The following is a 17299-nucleotide window of genomic DNA, read 5'->3' on the forward strand; positions in this document are numbered from 1 at the left end:
ACGGCATGAATAAGACAACGACAGTGCTCAGAGTGAGGGCAGCGCCTCACCGACCGTCCATTCGGCGGCAGCACGCCGGGCCGTCTTGAGCTGGCTGGCACTCAGTTCCTCGGCCATCACGTCACGCGCCTCCCGCGCTCCCTCAAGCCCCTGCCCGGCACTGAGTGCAAACAGCATGTAGGCCATCGCATTGTTGGTACGAATGCCCTCGCCGTTCATATACATGATGGCCAGATTGAACATGGCGCTTGCCTCACCCTGACTGGCGGCAGCGGTGTACCACTTGATCGCCTCGCCGTTATCCTCGCGGGTGCCTTCGCCTTCGTCGTACATGATCGCCAGGTTGTACTGGGCATTACGCTCGCCCTGCTCAGCCGCGGCCGTGTACCACTTGATCGCTGCCTGATTGTCCTCGGCGGTACCTTCCCCTTCGTCGTACATCAGCGCCAGGTTGTACTGGGCCTTGGCATGCCCCTGCTCGGCGGCAAAGGTATACCAGTTGATGGCCTCGGCATCGTCCACCTTGGTGCCTTCACCCTCGTCGTACATCAGCGCCAGGTTGTACTGGGCATCCGTGTGCCCCTGCTCGGCGGCCTTGCGGTACCACCCGATAGCACGCCGATCATCCACCGGCACGCCTTCGCCCTCGTCGTACATGATCGCCAGGTTGTATTGCGCGGCGGCATCACCCTGCTCGGCCGCAGCGGTGTACCAGCGAATGGCCTCGCGGTCATCCAGCGGCACACCCTCGCCCAGGTCGTACAGCAGCGCCAGGTTGTACTGGGCATCGGCGTGGCCCTGCTGAGCCGCCATCAGGTAATACTCGGCGGCCTTGCTGTCATTGACCGGCACACCTTCACCCTCGTCGTACATGAGTGCCAGATTGTATTGCGCGTCAGCGTGGCCCTGCTCTGCCGCGCGCAGGTACCACTCAATGGCGGCGAGGTCATCCACCGGCACACCCTCGCCCTCGTCGTACATCAGCGCCAGGTTGAACTGGGCAGCCGCGTTACCCTGCTCGGCGGCCAGGGTGTAGTACTCGATGGCCTTGAGGTCATCCAGTTCGACGCCCTCACCCATGTCGTACATGTAGGCTACGGAGAACTGGGCCTCGGCATCCCCCTGGGCAGCCGCTTCGCTGTAGAGCTCGAAGGCCTTGGCGTAGTCCTGCTCGACACCGTCACCATCGTAGAAACGCTGCGCCAGTTCCCGCTGGGCTTGGGCATCACCGTTGAGCGCCTGATTGATCCACTGGGTGATCTGGGTACGCAGGTCGCCCTTCTTGTCGTACTCGGTAACCGCCTGCAACGGCGCGGAGAGCAAGGCACCGGTCAGACCCAGCGCAAGCAGTGAGGTAGCTTTCATTGATTAACCATCCCTGTGACTGTGAGGGGGCCGCGCAGCACGCGGAGCGTCGGCAAATGATACCCAAGTAAGCGCCGATGCCCACCCCGAACAGGCGAAATCGTGCGCCAGTCAGGCCTCGCCGACCAACTGACGCACATAGTCATCAGCGCCGGGCCCGGCCTGCACTTCGACCTCCCAGGCCTTGAGCGGGCGACCATCGTCCGATAATACCTCCGCTCCCCGAATGGGCAGACCGCTCGCCTTTTCCAGCAGCAGCATGCGGTCACCCTTGCCGTTGGGGCGCCACTTCTCGCCCCACTGCATCAGGCCAATAATGATCGGATAGAGGTCCATGCCAGCGGGCGTCAGGCGGTACTCGAACGAGCGCCCGTCAGCCGCCGATGGCACTTTCTGCAGCACGCCCGCCTCGGTGAGCTTTTTCAACCGGGCGCTGAGCACGCTGCTGGAGATGTCCAGCTGGCGCTGGAAAGCATCGAAGGTACGCATGCCATGAAAGGCATTGCGTAGAATAAGCAGCGACCACCACTCGCCGATGATCTCGGCGGTTTTCACAACACTGCAGTCGATGTGGGTGGTCGGCATAGCAACGTCCTGACAGGGACGCCGCCCGGCACAATGCCAGGCGGCAATCCGATTACAGCATCGACACCAGACGGGCGCGAATGATGTCTTCGGCCTGCTTCATGATGCGTTCGATCAGGTCTTCACAGCTCGGAATGTCATGAATCAGGCCGGCCACCATACCGCAGGACCAGGCGCCCAGATCCATCTCACCGTTCTGCATGATGCGTGGATAGACACCGGCAACTTCATCGATGATATCGGCGAAGGTCAGCTTGTCGCCCAGTGCCTTCTCTTTCTCGACGATACGCTCAACAGCCGCGTTGTTGAGAACGCGCTCGGTGTTGCGCAGCGGGCGCATGACCAGACGGGTGTCCAGCTCGGAAGCCGCGACAATCGCCTGCTTGACGTTCTCGTGAACCGGCGCTTCCTTGGTGGCGATGAACCGGGTACCCATGTTCATGCCTTCAGCGCCCAGCGCCATGGCCGAAACCAGCGAGCGGCCGTCAGCCATACCGCCGGAAGCAACAAACGGGATTTCCAGCTCGTCGGCAGCGCGCGGCAGCAGGATCATGTTCGGGATATCGTCTTCACCCGGGTGACCGCCACACTCGAAGCCGTCAACCGAGACCGCATCGCAGCCGATGGACTGGGCTTTGAGCGAGTGGCGAACCGAGGTGCACTTGTGAATGACCTTGATGCCTGCGTCTTTCAGCAGCGGCATGTATTCCTGCGGGCTGCGGCCTGCGGTTTCAACGATCTTGACGCCGCCCTTGACGATGGCATCGATGTAGCCCGGGTAGTCCGGCGCATTGACGGTCGGCAGGAAGGTCAGGTTGACGGCGAACGGCTTGCTGGTCAGTTCCCGGCATTTGGCGATTTCGTTGGCCAGATCGGCCGGGGTCTTCTGGGTCAGACCAGTAATGGTACCCAGACCGCCAGCGTTGGAAACGGCAGCCGCCAGTTCGGCAAAACCTACCCAGTGCATGCCGCCCTGGAGGATCGGGTGCTGAATGCCGAACAGTTCTGTAATACGTGTTTTCACTTTATTCTCGCCTCTTGCTGGGACATGACGGGTCGGTCGCGCCGACCAGTGATTTAGCTTCGGATCCAGAAGCTAAATCCTTCACCAGCAAAAAGCAAGGCACCTCCTGCCCAACGGCAGACCTGAAATATCAGCCAACAAACCGGGTGAATAAAGCACCGCGATTACAGACCGAACCCGCTATGGGCATGGCAGTACATGCGCTGCCGCTCCCCTGCCACCCGGTTGCCGTTACCGCAACGCTCCCCCAGCCAGGCCTTCGCGCCCTTGCGACAGGTGCGGTAGTCAATCGAGCCGCGGCGATAGTTGCTGCAGAAGCTGGCCGTATCGATCAGGCTGTTGCGATAGCTGTAGGCGGTTTGCCAGCGGCTGCGCCGACCACGGGCATCCTCCCAGTAGAAGGTGGCAGTCCCCGTGCCGTTCAGACCACGCTGACGCGGCTGTTCAATGCGTCGCGGCTGTGATTGCGCATACTGGCGAACATGACTCGACTCCATCACATTCACCAGCGGCCGGGGCACATAGTTGTCGTCATTGAAGGACGTCTGGCGCCCGCCGGGTGCCTCGGCCCGGACGACCGGGGCAACCTGCTGCCCCGCAGCGGTCTGCGAGTCTGCCAGCGGCGGCGTCTCGGCGGGGGCCTGTTTGGCAGGAGCCTCCTCGGGAGTATGAGTTACCGACACCTGCGCAGGCACCAGCGAAAGCGCGGCGACAAGCTGGTCACGCGCAGCGGGCAGCCAGTCCGGGCGGCCAACATGCACCAGCAACAATACCACCCCAATCCAGAACAGCCGGCTCGCCACCCGGCCAATCGACGCGCCCGCCCCGCCCGAACGACGCGGACGATCCTCCTGATCTGCTCGCATGCAACGCTCCCTGTTCTCTCACTGCTCATCCCGAGCCGGCCTGTTTACCGTTTATTCATGCTAGCGCCCGAGTACAGTGCTGCAGGCACCAGCCATCGCAGACGTGATCCAGCGCAAACCTGCGGCGCCAATCAGCCATTAAACACCGGCCAGCGCTCGACGACCTGTCCGCCGCGCACCGCCAGCAGATCCCCAAATTGCAACAGTACCGCTTCGCTCTGGCGAGGACGCAGGAATACCAGCTCATCAAGCTGCGGCGCCGTATTGGTGGATGCCAGCAACAACTGCTGATTGGAGCTGCTGCCATAAAGTGCACTCGGCGCCAAACCGCCAGGCGAGACCGGGTCGGCCAGCCAGTTGCCACCGTAGACAAACATCGCCTCACGGCCCCGACCAGACAGACGAGACAGCAGCCGGGGCAAGCGACCAAGCCCGGGCAGGCTCAGCGAAGGCGCACGTTTGAGCACCGGCGTAGCGATAAACAGCGCCGGCAAGTGATCGGCCAGACTCGGCAGATCAAAATGCGCAGGCTTGAGCAGCCCGCTGCCGAGCGCCAGCTCGTTGCTGAGCTGCTCCTGATCGTGCAGTCGATAGGTAGGGCTGCCTGCGGTGTTCAACGTCAGCGGCGGCTGACCGTCCGCTGCCAACGCCTGAGCCCACAGATCCGGCGCCTCCCGCTGCACCTGCTCCACCCGCGCCTGATAGGTCGCCATCGCCTGCGCCAGCAACCGGGCCGGCGATCCGAACAGGCGCGGCACCATCGCCACATGTGGCTCGTACCCCATAAAACCGGTAAAGGCCAGGTGCTGCGGGTACTGTTCGATCGTCCGCAAAATCTCACGCAACATCCTTGCACCGGCCTCCCCTTCCGGAATGCCGCCACGATGCAGACCTACATCCAGCTCGAGATTCACGTTCAGACGAATCCCGCGCCGCTGCGCCAGCGCCAGATACTGCTGCAGCCGCTCAGACGAATCGATCAGCCATTGCAGTTGCCGCTGTGGATCAAACCCGCCCTGATGCAGCTGATAGAAACGTTCGGCCAGCGCCGCCGGCAGCGGCTTGCCAAGCAGGATGTCGGCATCCGGCCAGTGCCGGGCGTCGAGATTGAGAAAGGGTTGGTGAAACGACATTAACCGCCGGGTACCCGCTCGCCGGGCAATATAATCAAGCAGTTGGAACGACGGCAGCGACTTTTCCACCAGCCGCAACGCCTTGCCGGCCTGCGCGGCAAAGGCCACCGCCTGATCAATGTTATGATCCAGCCGATCCAGATCGACGATCAGCCGCGGCAGCAGCTCACCCTCCGCCTGCAGCGCCGCCTGCAGCCTGCTGAAATAGGCATCATGCGTACTCATGGCAGCACCAGCAGCTTGCGTAAATGGGCGTTGAGCATACGACCTTGCGGATCCAGACGCTCACGGACTCGCCTCGCGTCATCCCAACGCGGATACAGCTCGGCCAGTCGCACCGCATCCAGCGAATGCAGCTTGCCCCAGTGGGGACGCCCGCCGTACTTCCAGAAAATCGGCTCCACCAGGTTGAACAGTGGGCGGTAATCCGTGCAGACATGCTGGTGAATCGAGATGGACGCGCTGTCACGCCCGTAGAACGGCGAGAGCCAGGCCTCATCTGCCGCCACCGTGCGGTACTCCAGCGGAAACAACGTACGCAAGGATGAACGCTTGACCGTCGCCAGCACCTCTTCCACGCATTCCAGTCCGCGTGCCAACGGCAGCTCGTATTCCATTTCATTAAAGCGCGACGCCCGCGGGCTGGGGAAAATCTGGTAGGAGCGCCCGACTCGGCGCACCTCCGAGTGCAGCGCGGTCAACAGCCGCTGCATCAACGCATCTGCGCCTGCCACGCCATGGGCAATCCGTGAGGTGATATCGAGCACCCTGTCGACGGGCAGATTGAAACGGGGCTTTGCAGTCGGCGGCTCGGTTGACTCGTTCAGCACCTTCACGACAGCCCTGTCGGTGCGGAAAAACGCCCAAAACTCGGCGTGGCGGTTATCCCGCGCAAGCCCCTCAAAACAGCTCAGCACCTCAGTCAGCGGCAGCAGGTACTCACGCTCGGCCAGGTGATAACTGGAGCGGTTTTGCAGAGTAATCCGGGTGATCACGCCCAGCGCACCAAGCGAGGTTGCGCCCGCCTGCAGAATGTCCGCATTGTGCGAGGAGTCAGCGTCGATCACCTCACCGCTCGGCGTCACCAGCCGCAATCCACGCACCAGTGCAGAGAACGCCCCCAGGCCCAACCCGGTACCGTGGGTAGAGGTGCCGCACGCCCCTGCCAACGACTGCGCATCAATATCGCCCTGATTGATCAGCCCCTGCCCGAGCGGCCAGAGCAAAGAGCCCAATTCATGCAACGGCGTGCCCGCCATCGCGGTGGCGGTCAGACGTTCAGCGTTGTGGGAGACCAGCCCGTTCAGATGCTCAAGGGAAACCAGATTCCCTGCCGTTTTGCACAGCGCACTGAACGAATGCCCCGCCCCGGTCACCCGAACCTCACCGCTCGAGCTCTGCAACAGCGCAACCAGCTGGTCCTCGCTGCCCGGACGCCACCAGCGAGCAGGCACCGACTGCTGCGATCCGGACCAGTTGCGCCACGCTTGCGGCATCCCCGCAGACTCCGTCATACCGCCTCCTTATCATTGGCCCCGGCCTGGGACCGGGAGACGCAGTACACTGCTGCGTCAGCTCGATCATTACGCGAGATGGAGCCAGGAACAAGGGGGCAAGGAAGGCAGAAAAAGGCGGGCAGCGCGGTGAATTACGATCAGTGAAAAGGCTGGCAGGCTGTCACAAGCTGTTCACCGCTCAAGCCGGTTGTGGCCCCAAGCGAGCAAAAGTCCAACTGGTCTGCAGCATAAAGATGCCCAGCGGCACGAAACGGAGATACGCCAACAGCGCATTGTCAGGCAATTCAGTGGCGTCCTCCCGACATCAGGCGCTTTCAGCGTCCATACTCTTCACAAACCGGAACATGTCATCGACATCGCCTTGTTGATCAGCCGGGGGCGGAATCTGGTTTGGGTCTGGATTAAACTTGTTGAAAAACTCAACAATCTTGAAACCACACCTATTTACATAGAAATGAATGTTCCGCTTCTCAAAATATGGGGTGACAGTTTCCCAAGACTTGGTATTTGGATACGCTTTTTCGATTGCTTTCCAGGCTTGCAGCCCTAGCCCACGGCTCTGCCGGCTGGTGGAAATGAAAAAAAACGACAATGCGTTTTGATTGCTTATTTCATCTATCACCACCACTGCACCACCGACACGCTGATCGTCAGCCACGATCCAATATGTAGCAGCCCCGGTAGCAGCGATAGCCTGCTCTATGTCCGCATCAGAAGGGATCGGTTCTTCAAGTGGCTCACCTGAGTCTGCTTCAGCAGCGATTCGGAACGAATCCTGAAGCGCCGCTTTGAACTCGCTTACCGAACCTGCATCAGCCCTCTGGAGTTTGACCATCCCGGAATAATCTCGCTCGTTCAAATAGGTACGCTCCAGCAAAATCGCTCGGGCAGCCAAGCAGGCTCAGTTAGGCAGTGCCTGAACTGCTTGCGCGCCCACATACGCCTGGTATTCAGCCGCGCCAAGGGGCAGTGGACTAACACGACCGTTTATCGCTCGCCTATCCTGGTCCCCGCGCTGCCGCGCAAAATACCAGAGGCATCCTCCAGCCGGCCAATGGCGGCGATCTTGCCGGTGCCGGCAAACTGCGCGGCAGCCTTGGCCTTCGGCAACATCGAGCCCGCCGGCAGGCTGATGCCGTCGAGGTCAGCTACGCTCAGCGCACTCACCCGCCGGGCCTGCGGAGTACCAAAATCGCGATAGATCGCATCAACATCGGTCAGCAAAAGCAGTGCATCGGCGTCTATCTGCTCTGCAAGCAATGCACTGGCCGCGTCCTTGTCAATCACCGCCTCCACGCCAACAAGGCTGCCGTCGGGTCGGCGCACCACCGGAATACCACCGCCGCCCGCACAGATGACAATCACCTCGTTGCGCAGCAGGATTTTCAGCACCGACAGGTCGGGAATCTCAAGCGGCGCCGGCGACGGAACCACGCGGCGCCACTTGTCACCATCCTGCGCAATCGACCAGTTGGCAGCCGCCGCCCTGCGCTCGGCCTCGGCTTTGTCGTATACCGGCCCGACAAACTTGGTAGGCTTTTGAAATGCCGGGTCAGCCAGATCCACCACCACCTGGGTCAGCAGCGTCGCGACCGGCTTCTGATGGTCGATGGCATTTTCCAGCTCCTGCTCGATCATGTAGCCGATCATGCCTTCGGTCTCGGCGCCCAGCACATCCAGCGGGTCGGCACCATCGGGGCGGTAGGCTGCGCCCTGCAGGGCCAGCAGGCCAACCTGCGGCCCATTGCCATGGGTAATCACCAGTTGATGCCCCTCACTGACCAGTTCCGCCAGCGCGGCAGCAGCCGTGCTCACATTGGCCCGCTGAGTTTCGGCAGTCATGGCCTCCCCGCGCTTGAGCAGGGCATTGCCACCCAGGGCAACGACGATCAGCATGCTAGCCTCCGAGGGTGGCGACCAGCACCGCCTTGATGGTGTGCATTCGGTTTTCCGCCTGATCGAACACGATGGATGCCGGGCTCTCGAACACCTCCTCCGTCACCTCCATGCAATCGAGACCGAATTCGCGCTGGATCTCAGCCCCGACAGTGGTTTCCGCGTTATGAAAGGCGGGCAGGCAATGCATAAAGCAGGCGCGCGGATTACCGGTCTTCTCCATCACCTCGCGGGTGACCTGATAGGGCTTGAGCAGCTTGATACGTTCTGCCCACTTCTCCTTGGCCTCGCCCATGGAGACCCAGACATCGGTATAGACAAAATCCACACCCCGCACCGCCTCGTCCACACTTTCGGTCAGGGTCACCCGCGCGCCTGTCTGCTCCGCTATCTCCCGGGCCTCACGCTGAATACTCTCCTGCGGCCAGCAGGCACGCGGGGCGCAGAGACGCACATCCATGCCCATCTTGGCGCCACCGATCAGCAGGCTGTCGCCCATGTTGTTGCCCGCGTCACCGAGAAAGGCATAGGCAACCTGATGCAACGGCTTGTCGACATGCTCCTGCATGCTCAGAAAGTCAGCCAGAATCTGGGTCGGGTGAAACTCGTCAGTCAGCCCGTTATACACCGGCACGCCGGCATAGGCGGCCAGCGTCTCCACCACCTCCTGACCAAAACCCCGGTATTCGATGGCGTCGTAGACTCGACCGAGCACGCGCGCGGTGTCCTTGACCGTTTCCTTGTGGCCGATATGGTTCCCGGACGGCCCAAGGTAGGTCACTCTGGCGCCCTGATCGTAGGCGGCCACTTCAAAACCGACGCGGGTTCGGGTGGAGCTTTTCTCAAAGATAAGCGCAATATCCTTGCCCTGCAGAACCGGGCGCTCGGTGCCGGCATACTTTGCCGCCTTGAGATCGGCCGCCAGTTTGAGCAGAAAGGCGATTTCTTTCGGCGTGTAGTCGCGCAGCGTCAGAAAGCTGCGATTTTTCAGATTGAATGCCATGGTCTGTGGTCTCCTGTCCTGTTCAAACCGGGTCGCGCGCCGTTGGGCAGCTCATGCAGTGGCCGCCACCCCGGCCGCGCCCGAGTTCGGCCCCCGGAATCTCCAGCACCTCAATGCCGGCGGCCTTCAGTTCGGCGTTGGTATCGTCATTGCGGTCATAGGCGATGACGACGCCGGGGCGCAGCGCCACCACGTTATTACCATCGTTCCATTGCTCACGGGCCCGCTCCTCCTCGGTGTCACCGCCGGTGGGCACGACATGCAGCTTGCTGAAGCCAAGCACCTCGGCCACGATCTCGAAGATCGGCCGCGGATCCATACGAAAATCCAGCGCCCCCAGGGCGTCTCCCGGGCGAATGTCGTAACACACCAGCTCATCCGCGACTTCCTTGAAGGTGGTCACCACGTCGCCGCCGCACAGGGTGAATACCGTGTCCAGGTGCATGGCCGAGCGGGATTTGGGGATGCGGAACGCCAGCACGCGCTCGACCACCTCCCCGGCGAACAGGGCCTGCGCCAGCTGGCCGACAGCCTGGGGCGAGGAACGCTCACCCATGCCAACCAGCACGGTCTTGTTGCCAACCGGCATGATGTCGCCCCCTTCGAGGGTCGCCAGCCCGTGATCGACCGTCGGATCGCCCCAGTGAATTTTGGTACGGCCGGCAAAGTTCGGGTGGAACTTGTAAATGGCCGTATTCAGCAGCGTCTCAGGGCGGCGGGCATTCCAGAACATCGGGTTGACCACCACACCGTCGTAGATCCAGGCGCTGTTGTCCCGGGTAAAGAGCGCGTTCGGCAGCGGCGGCAACACAAATCCCTGATGGCCGATGTAACTGCCGAACAGCCCCGCGGGCTCAAAGGGCAGCTCCTCAACGGTCAGGCCGCCAAGCAGGTGCCTGGCCAGCAGCTCGCTCGGAATCTCTTTCATCCAGCTGACCAGCTCGGATTTTGCGCCCACCCCGACCTGATTGGCGGTAATCCGGTGATCCAGCACCCAACTGCGCGCCTCGGGGTTATCGAGGGTTTCGGCCAGCAGGGTATTGACGTCCAGCACCTCCACGCCCTCGTCGCGCATCACCCGGGTAAATACATCGTGATCCTTCTGCGCCTGCTTTACCCAAAAGACGTCATCAAACAGCAACTCCTGGCAATTGCCGGGGGTGAGACGCCGATGCGCCAGCCCCGGCCGGCAAACAACCACCTGACGCAAACGCCCTGTTTCGGAGTAAACGCCCAGCTCTTGAACAGACATATCCTTTCTCCCTATTGCATTGGCCAAGCGCTCACAGCAGAACGGAAATGCTCAGAACGGCAGTGATAAACAGCACCAGAATGACCAGCAGCGGCCAGACGAAAGCCAGCCAGCGGTCGTAGGACACCCGGCCGATGGCCAGCCCGCCAACCACCACCGCAAAGGTCGGGTTGATGAAGTTCACCAGGCCGTTGGCCGACTGATAGGCAGTGACCACAAGGTCACGTCCGACCCCGGCGAAATCAGCCAGAGGGGCGAGAATCGGCATGGAGAGCACAGCCAGCCCCGAGGACGACGGCACCAGAAAACTCATTGCCGCCTCGATCCAGAACATCAGATTGATAAAGGCCAAGCCGCCCACGCCGTCCAGCGCCTGTGCTGCGCTGTGCAGCATGGTGTCAGCGATCAGGCCGTTTTCCATGATCACCACAATCCCGCGCGCCAACCCGACAACCAGTGCCACACCCAGCAACTCTCTGGCACCGTCGACAAAGTGACTGGTCAGACCCTTCTCGCCCAGGCGCGCAATCACGCCGATCACGATTGCAGACCCGAGGAACAGCGCGCCCATCTGCGCCATCCACCAGCCCTGGGATGAAACGCCCCAGATCATCACCGCGAAGGTCAGCGCAAACAGCACCAGCACCACCGACTGAATGCCAGTCAGGTGATCACTATGCTCCTCCTCAGCCTGACGCTTGAGGAAAAAGGCCTTGTGCTCCTCAAGCTGCTTGGCCACCGCCGACCTGGACGGGTCCTGTTTGACGCGATGGGCATACACCATCACGTAGGCGATGCAGATCACCAGCCCGCCGAGCAGAATCACGAACCGGGGAATAATCCCGTCGGTAAACGGAATACCCGCCGCATTGGCCGCAATCACCGTCGCGAACGGGTTGATTGTCGAGCCAAGCACACCAATACCGGCCCCGATCAGAATGATCGCCACACCGGTAACCGAGTCATACCCCGCCGCCATCATCACGGGTATCAGCAAGGCATAGAACGCCAGCGTCTCCTCGGCCATGCCATAGGTCGTACCACCAATGGCAAACAGGCTCATGAGTATCGGGATCATCCAGATCTCGTGGCCCTTCAGATGCACCATCGCCGACCGGATGCCCGTATCAATGGCACCCGTAGCATTGACCACACCGAGAAACCCACCCAGAAACAGCACAAACAGCGCCACATCAATCGCGTTGGCCGCATAACTGTCCGGATCATAGAAACCCGCACCGGGCGCCAGCATCACCTCAACCAGACCCTGCGGGTTGGGCTCAACTTCATGGTAAGTCCCGGCAACCGCCACCTCGCGCCCCACCGCCTCGTTCATCTCGCGGTCAAACTTGCCCGCCGGCATGATCCAGGTGAGACCGGCCATCAGAATGATCAGCAGGAAAAGAATCGAATACGCGGTAGGGAAGCGGGAGGCCATATCCTGGCCCTTGTCTTTCTCACGATCAGGTGCGCTGTCCATTGGACACCTCCAGAGGAATGAAGCCTTATCCGTGTTCACCCCTGCAAAGACGCACAGGCAAGGGCAACTCCATCTACAAAACCTGTGAAACAGTCAGCCATCTGCATGGCGATGTGCTTGAACGTATCACCACCAAGACAAACCTTAGTTGATACAAATCATTTCGTGAGGAGTATTACAAATCCGGAGTTACAGGACATGCAGCGGTTTATGGCGCTCCGAGGCTCGGGAGTGGGAGCGGCAGCAGCGGGACGGGACGGAAAACAACATATTGATGCAGACATGCGTGCACTGCGACTCGCAACGAACTCGATGCAACGAAATCTGCGTTGACTGGATTGATTACCGAGTATGCAGGCGGGAATTTCGGCGCTGCGGAGGATGGCGGGTTTGAGATTGCTCGCCTCGCCTGTCAGGTGGTACCGGCGAACAAGCTGAGCTCTCAGGGTTGTAGGTCGTTGCTTGGCTGGCTGAGACAGATGGATTATTCAGCGCTTTGCGACTCGCCCCAAGGCCAGGCCAGTACTCGGGTCGTCGTCGCTGCGCTCCGACGTTCCTTCGCCAGCGTTGCTGGCTCCGGTCGAACCGTTAGGGTTCTCGTCCGTCTGTTCACCGCACAAACGAAAAAGCCCCAGCTTGCGCCAAGGTCCTTCGTTGTCTGGTAGGGGGGGATTACTCGGCGCTTTGCGCCTCGCCCTCGGCTGAACCAGCCTCGGGCCGTCGTCGCTGCGCTCCGACGTTCCTGCGCCAGCGGTGCTGGCTCCGGTCGAACCGTGAGGGTTCTCGTCCGTCTGTTCACCGCATAAACGAAAAAGCCCCAGCTTAGGCCAAGGTCCTTCGTTGTCTGGTAGGGGGGGGATTACTCGGCGCTTTGCGCCTCGCCCTCGGCTGGACCAGCCTCGGGCCGTCGTCGCTGCGCTCCGACGTTCCTTCGCCAGCGTTGCTGGCTCCGGTCGAACCGTGAGGGTTCTCGTCCGTCTGTTCACCGCACAAACAAAAAAGCCCCAGCTTGCGCTGGGGCTTTTTTGTTTGTCTGGCGGAGAGAGAGGGACCCTACGCCAAAGCTAGCTAACACATTGTTTTCCTTGATTTTCAATCACTTGAAATCTATGTTGGGTACAATTACTGGGTACAATGAGACCGAAAGATGGCAGGAAATCTAGTTCGCAAGGGAAACACTTGGCACGTTAGGCTAGCCATACCTGAAAATGTACAACACGCATTCGGCTTCAGGAAAGTTCTTACCAGAAGCCTCGGCACTAGCAACAAGGGGCAAGCGGAACTGCTTAAGGCAAAGTACCTGCTTGAGTGGAAAGCACTGATCAAGCAAGCCAAGCAAGGCGCTCCTTTACCCAATGACTGGGCAGAACAAATAACGGACGTTTGGCAGCAGCTTGACGATGACGTAGCAAGCCACGCTAAATCACTAATCGGCCTAGGAGAATATGAAGAACGAGACATAGAAGTCGATCCTGTTTGGTTTCAGCACCCTGAATTAGCAGAGTTTTCTAACTTATTAGCCGAGATGAATGATTACATCAACGGCGAGGACAGCTCTTTAGAAGAAGAGCTCGAATACAAAAGAGAGCTTGCAAACGCCTTCAAGGAAGCCACTCCTAAGCTGTTCGAAAGACGATTCAAGGACCGCTCTCCCGACGAGGAAGCACAGCTCCAAATGGCGATAGACTCCCCTCAAAACTTCACAGTCAAGCATCCTATAACAAACCGCCTAATATCCAGCTGGCGAGAATTTCTTCAAACACAGTTAGACAATGAAAGAACAATAGACAGCCACATCTCCAGAGCCAATAAAATTGCAAACTACTTAACAGAGAAGAAAATAGATTTGAGCTTCGACTCAGTTCACAGCTTCATAAACAACTCAGGGCTAAGCAAAAAAACCATAACCAATTACCTCTGGTCAGGCCGCGATTTATGGAACTGGGCCATGACTTACAACACGGCATTCAAGAAGCGGCAAAAAGGCAATCAAAACCCGTTCTCTGGCCATAAGCTACCAAGAAACAGGGCAGCCCAGGGAAAATCTTGGAAAGCCTTCAGCAGGAACGAGATTGAGCAGATATACGCAGCGACTTTAGAAAAAGGAAAAACAGAGCTTTCGAACTTGATAAAGATTGCCGCATACACTGGCATGCGAATAGAGGAGATAGGCCGAGTACAAGATAGCGACATCACCTACATTGACCAACAACCTTATTCAATCCATATACCTGAAGCAAAATCACAGGCTGGGATTAGAGACGTCCCCATACATCCAAAAATTGGAAAACTTATTGAATCCTTGCTTCAAAAATCTGAGGACTCGTATCTAATCAAAGGCAAGCCGAACAAGTACAATCAGCGCCTTAGCTATCTTTCCAAACAGTTTGGCAGAATCAAAAAGGAGCTAGGCTTCTCCGATGAGCATGTCTTCCACTCGATTAGGAAGACCACCGCAACCCAGCTTCAACAGGCTGGAGTAGACGCCCTAACGCTTCCCGCCATCTTGGGACATGAGGTTGGGCTAATCACCTATGACATATATTCCAACGGCCCATCTATGGAGCAAAAGCATGATGCAATTCGGAAGCTAGAGTTCACTTTCAAAGGATTATGAGAGCAAATCCCAACAGGAAACAACCGCACTAATAAATCACAGGACAGCTAGATTCACCACGCCAACGCACTCACACAAGCCATATACATAGGGACTAGCAGCTATCACGCACCGGGAAAAATATAGAAACTTCCGATGTGGTATAGGAAGAGATTGATTGATATTATATGATCTGCTTCAGCCTGAGAGAACAGGAAGGAAATTGTGTCAGAATCATCAGAAGAAAAGACAAAAAGAAAGCTATCTGCACTCATCCTCAACTATACATGGGTTCATCAGCATTCGATTTTTTATGAAAACATCGAGGACTGCCACCTCTTGGTGCGAGATGGAAACAAACTAAAAAGATCACTAAGGAAGCTATATCCAGACCTCCCCTTCCTTGTTTGCTATCGGACCTTATACAGAGCGGAGTATGGTGGACTGCAAGCCTATGCAATTATATTTAGCATGCAGAAAATAAAAGACATGGCCGAAATTGCCGAAAATGCATTCAGCGCCAGCACCATACATAGAAACAGAAGAGTTTCCCAAGAAAAGCTAGAGTCAACAGCAGACGCCATCAAGAGCCAGAGACCGCACGATTTAAACTTGTTCTTTAGCAAGCCAACGAAGCGCTATTCTGTAATAAACCAAAAAGCCTTGGTTATCACTAAAAAACATAGCAATGAATAATGTAGAAAACAACCCCTCACTCATGAAAGCAATGACTCATTAATCGCATGCAAATGTATGCCTTAACCCGTAAAGCAAAGCCACCTCTACCGGAACGTCAGACCCCAGATTTCTTATTTCAATATAGGAATCAAGTATCGATATATAGTTATCAGTATTAAGCGTCAAATCGCGTGGAGGGCAATATACAGGCTGCCCCCTCTCAGTTGACAGATAAGTATTTAGCCAAGAATAACCTTCCCCCACTCCAGTTATGTATACATCGACCAGACCGCGATTTGAAACCTTTTCCTTCTTGTAAGTCTCAATAGTCATTGCCGCCGACTGATTGGAAATCAACACACACAAAAAAGCCAGTTTTGCAAAGCAGGATTTTACACTCATAAAACTTACGTCCTTTTAAAGATTTGACACATGCCGCCTAACAAAACTAGAGCGCATGACGAATACCAAAATAAAAAACAAAGCTTCGCCCATCCTTTATACACCGCCACTCCAAGAGCGAGTCAGAAAATCGTAATCAAAAACGACCAATATTGCCACCAGGGAAAAAGCCCCTCTCAATTGGTGTCAAAAAATAGGGCTTGCATATTATTATCATGCGACCATAATGAACCCTAATTTATGACACCAGTCGGAGCCAACCTAATGAGTCGCACTTTTGCTTACTGTCGCGTATCGACCACAGACCAGACTACAGAGAACCAAGCCCAGGAAATCCGAGCAGCAGGATTCCAACTAGAGCCTCAAAGGGTTATCGAGGAGACCATTAGCGGCTCAGTACCAGCCAACGAAAGAAAGGGATTCACCAAGCTGCTAGAGCGCATGGAAGCCAGTGACATACTGGTAGTGACCAAGCTCGACCGGTTAGGTCGAAACGCAATGGACATTCGCAGCACCGTTGACCAGCTCTCAACACTAGGCATCAAGGTTCATTGCCTAGCTCTAGGCGGCGTTGACCTCACCAGCCCTGCAGGCAAGATGACAATGGGGGTTATTGCTGCTGTAGCGGAGTTTGAGCGTGACTTACTCGTAGAACGCACCCAGTCAGGCTTGGCCAGAGCGAAGAAAGAAGGCAAGACTCTAGGACGCCCTCAGAAAGCCTCAGCAGAACAGGTGCTGGCGCTGAAAGCACAGGGACTGAGCCAGTCTCAAGTAGCAGCAGAACTCAATATCTCATTGAGCACCACTAAAAGACTCTGGAACAAGGGTTAAAAACAAACGAGAAGGCACCTATAAGCTCGCTAGAGAGGCACTAGAGAGCGACCCAATACCTACCTACCGCATTGGAATAAAAACACCTGAAAACGGCTTATATCGGCATATAGGGCAAAGGTCGCCTCTAGGGGAATAGCTCTCGATATTTTGGAATTATCAAGCTATTACGCTGCCAGCTCAGGACTTTGCTTAACAGCCCTGCCGGATAACCCAGCGTTAAACCAGCAAGGCCACAATAAATAAGACCGCTACCGCAAGTACCCCTTCAATGTGTATAGAGCCTTACCACTAGGAGAAAGGAAGTTGGCGAAGTCATCATTTTCCTGAAAGACCGCCACCCTCATATTGCTACGCAACACAGTGCACTTTCCCTGACTAACCAGTCTAGTCGCCCCCGCCTCATCGCCATCCAATGCGAAGGCTGCAAAATCTTCCAAATTACCCTGACTAGTGCAGTAGACAGCGCCTGAAGGCAGGGTGGCCGTCTTGCTCACATCCTGCCAAGCAAAAGCAGAACTACTTACGGAGAGAAGCCCAATCAACGCCCAGCGTCCAATCATAAATCGTCCTCTGATTACTGAGAAAACCACCCCAATCCGGAGCGGACAGAGAAACTCTAGCGCAAGAGCTGGACCTTGACCAGCAGACACGAAAAAGCGCCAGCAACC

Annotated in this window: 14 protein-coding genes; 3 read left to right on the forward strand and 11 right to left on the reverse strand. The window is 57.6% G+C overall.

Annotated elements, in window-relative coordinates; all coding sequences use genetic code 11:
• Nucleotides 1-27: 27 nt before the first annotated feature.
• The 11 genes from O5O48_RS00345 to O5O48_RS00395 all read right to left on the reverse strand — a co-directional run bounded on the left by O5O48_RS00345 (nt 28) and on the right by O5O48_RS00395 (nt 12121).
• Complete coding sequence (locus O5O48_RS00345) at nt 28-1365, reverse strand: tetratricopeptide repeat protein (protein ID WP_269687804.1); 1338 nt, start codon at nt 1363-1365, stop codon at nt 28-30.
• A gap of 111 nt (nt 1366-1476) precedes the next feature.
• Complete coding sequence (locus O5O48_RS00350) at nt 1477-1950, reverse strand: winged helix-turn-helix transcriptional regulator (RefSeq protein WP_269687805.1); 474 nt, start codon at nt 1948-1950, stop codon at nt 1477-1479.
• Between the two features lie 52 nt (nt 1951-2002).
• Complete coding sequence (locus O5O48_RS00355; protein ID WP_088275597.1) at nt 2003-2974, reverse strand: NAD(P)H-dependent flavin oxidoreductase; 972 nt, start codon at nt 2972-2974, stop codon at nt 2003-2005.
• Nucleotides 2975-3138: 164 nt separating this feature from the next.
• The gene (locus O5O48_RS00360; protein WP_269687806.1) at nt 3139-3840 is read right to left on the reverse strand and encodes a hypothetical protein; all 702 of its coding nucleotides are present in this window, start codon (nt 3838-3840) and stop codon (nt 3139-3141) included.
• Between the two features lie 131 nt (nt 3841-3971).
• Nucleotides 3972-5198, reverse strand: a complete 1227-nt coding sequence (locus O5O48_RS00365) for an alanine racemase (RefSeq protein ID WP_269687807.1) — start codon at nt 5196-5198, stop codon at nt 3972-3974.
• The gene (locus O5O48_RS00370; RefSeq protein WP_269687808.1) at nt 5195-6487 is read right to left on the reverse strand and encodes a D-arabinono-1,4-lactone oxidase; all 1293 of its coding nucleotides are present in this window, start codon (nt 6485-6487) and stop codon (nt 5195-5197) included. The genes O5O48_RS00365 and O5O48_RS00370 overlap by 4 nt, the downstream gene beginning before the upstream one ends.
• Before the next feature lie 307 nt (nt 6488-6794).
• Entirely contained in the window at nt 6795-7349 is a 555-nt protein-coding gene (locus O5O48_RS00375; protein WP_269687809.1) for a GNAT family N-acetyltransferase, read from the reverse strand.
• Between the two features lie 128 nt (nt 7350-7477).
• Nucleotides 7478-8386 (reverse strand): carbamate kinase, encoded by a 909-nt coding sequence (arcC, locus tag O5O48_RS00380; RefSeq protein ID WP_269687810.1) that lies wholly within the window; start codon nt 8384-8386, stop codon nt 7478-7480.
• Nucleotide 8387: 1 nt separating this feature from the next.
• Nucleotides 8388-9389: an ornithine carbamoyltransferase gene (gene argF / locus O5O48_RS00385; protein ID WP_269687811.1), complete on the reverse strand. Its 1002-nt coding sequence runs from the start codon at nt 9387-9389 to the stop codon at nt 8388-8390.
• Between the two features lie 22 nt (nt 9390-9411).
• Nucleotides 9412-10641, reverse strand: coding sequence for an arginine deiminase (locus tag O5O48_RS00390; RefSeq protein WP_269687812.1), 1230 nt, complete (start codon nt 10639-10641; stop codon nt 9412-9414).
• 31 nt (nt 10642-10672) lie between these two features.
• Nucleotides 10673-12121, reverse strand: a complete 1449-nt coding sequence (locus tag O5O48_RS00395) for a YfcC family protein (RefSeq protein ID WP_269687813.1) — start codon at nt 12119-12121, stop codon at nt 10673-10675.
• A gap of 1147 nt (nt 12122-13268) precedes the next feature.
• On the opposite strand from O5O48_RS00395, the gene O5O48_RS00400 reads away from it, so the two are divergent.
• The 3 genes from O5O48_RS00400 (at nt 13269) to O5O48_RS00410 (ending at nt 16628) form a co-directional block, all read left to right on the forward strand.
• The gene (locus tag O5O48_RS00400; protein WP_269687814.1) at nt 13269-14738 is read left to right on the forward strand and encodes a tyrosine-type recombinase/integrase; all 1470 of its coding nucleotides are present in this window, start codon (nt 13269-13271) and stop codon (nt 14736-14738) included.
• 204 nt (nt 14739-14942) lie between these two features.
• Nucleotides 14943-15413 carry a hypothetical protein gene (locus tag O5O48_RS00405; protein WP_269687815.1) on the forward strand — a complete coding sequence of 157 codons (471 nt, stop codon included), beginning with the start codon at nt 14943-14945 and terminating at the stop codon, nt 15411-15413.
• Between the two features lie 648 nt (nt 15414-16061).
• Complete coding sequence (locus O5O48_RS00410) at nt 16062-16628, forward strand: recombinase family protein (protein WP_269687816.1); 567 nt, start codon at nt 16062-16064, stop codon at nt 16626-16628.
• The last annotated feature ends 671 nt before the right edge of the window (nt 16629-17299 follow it).

It is taken from the genome of Halopseudomonas sp. MFKK-1 (assembly GCF_027474385.1).
In the GTDB taxonomy this organism is placed as follows: domain Bacteria; phylum Pseudomonadota; class Gammaproteobacteria; order Pseudomonadales; family Pseudomonadaceae; genus Halopseudomonas; species Halopseudomonas aestusnigri.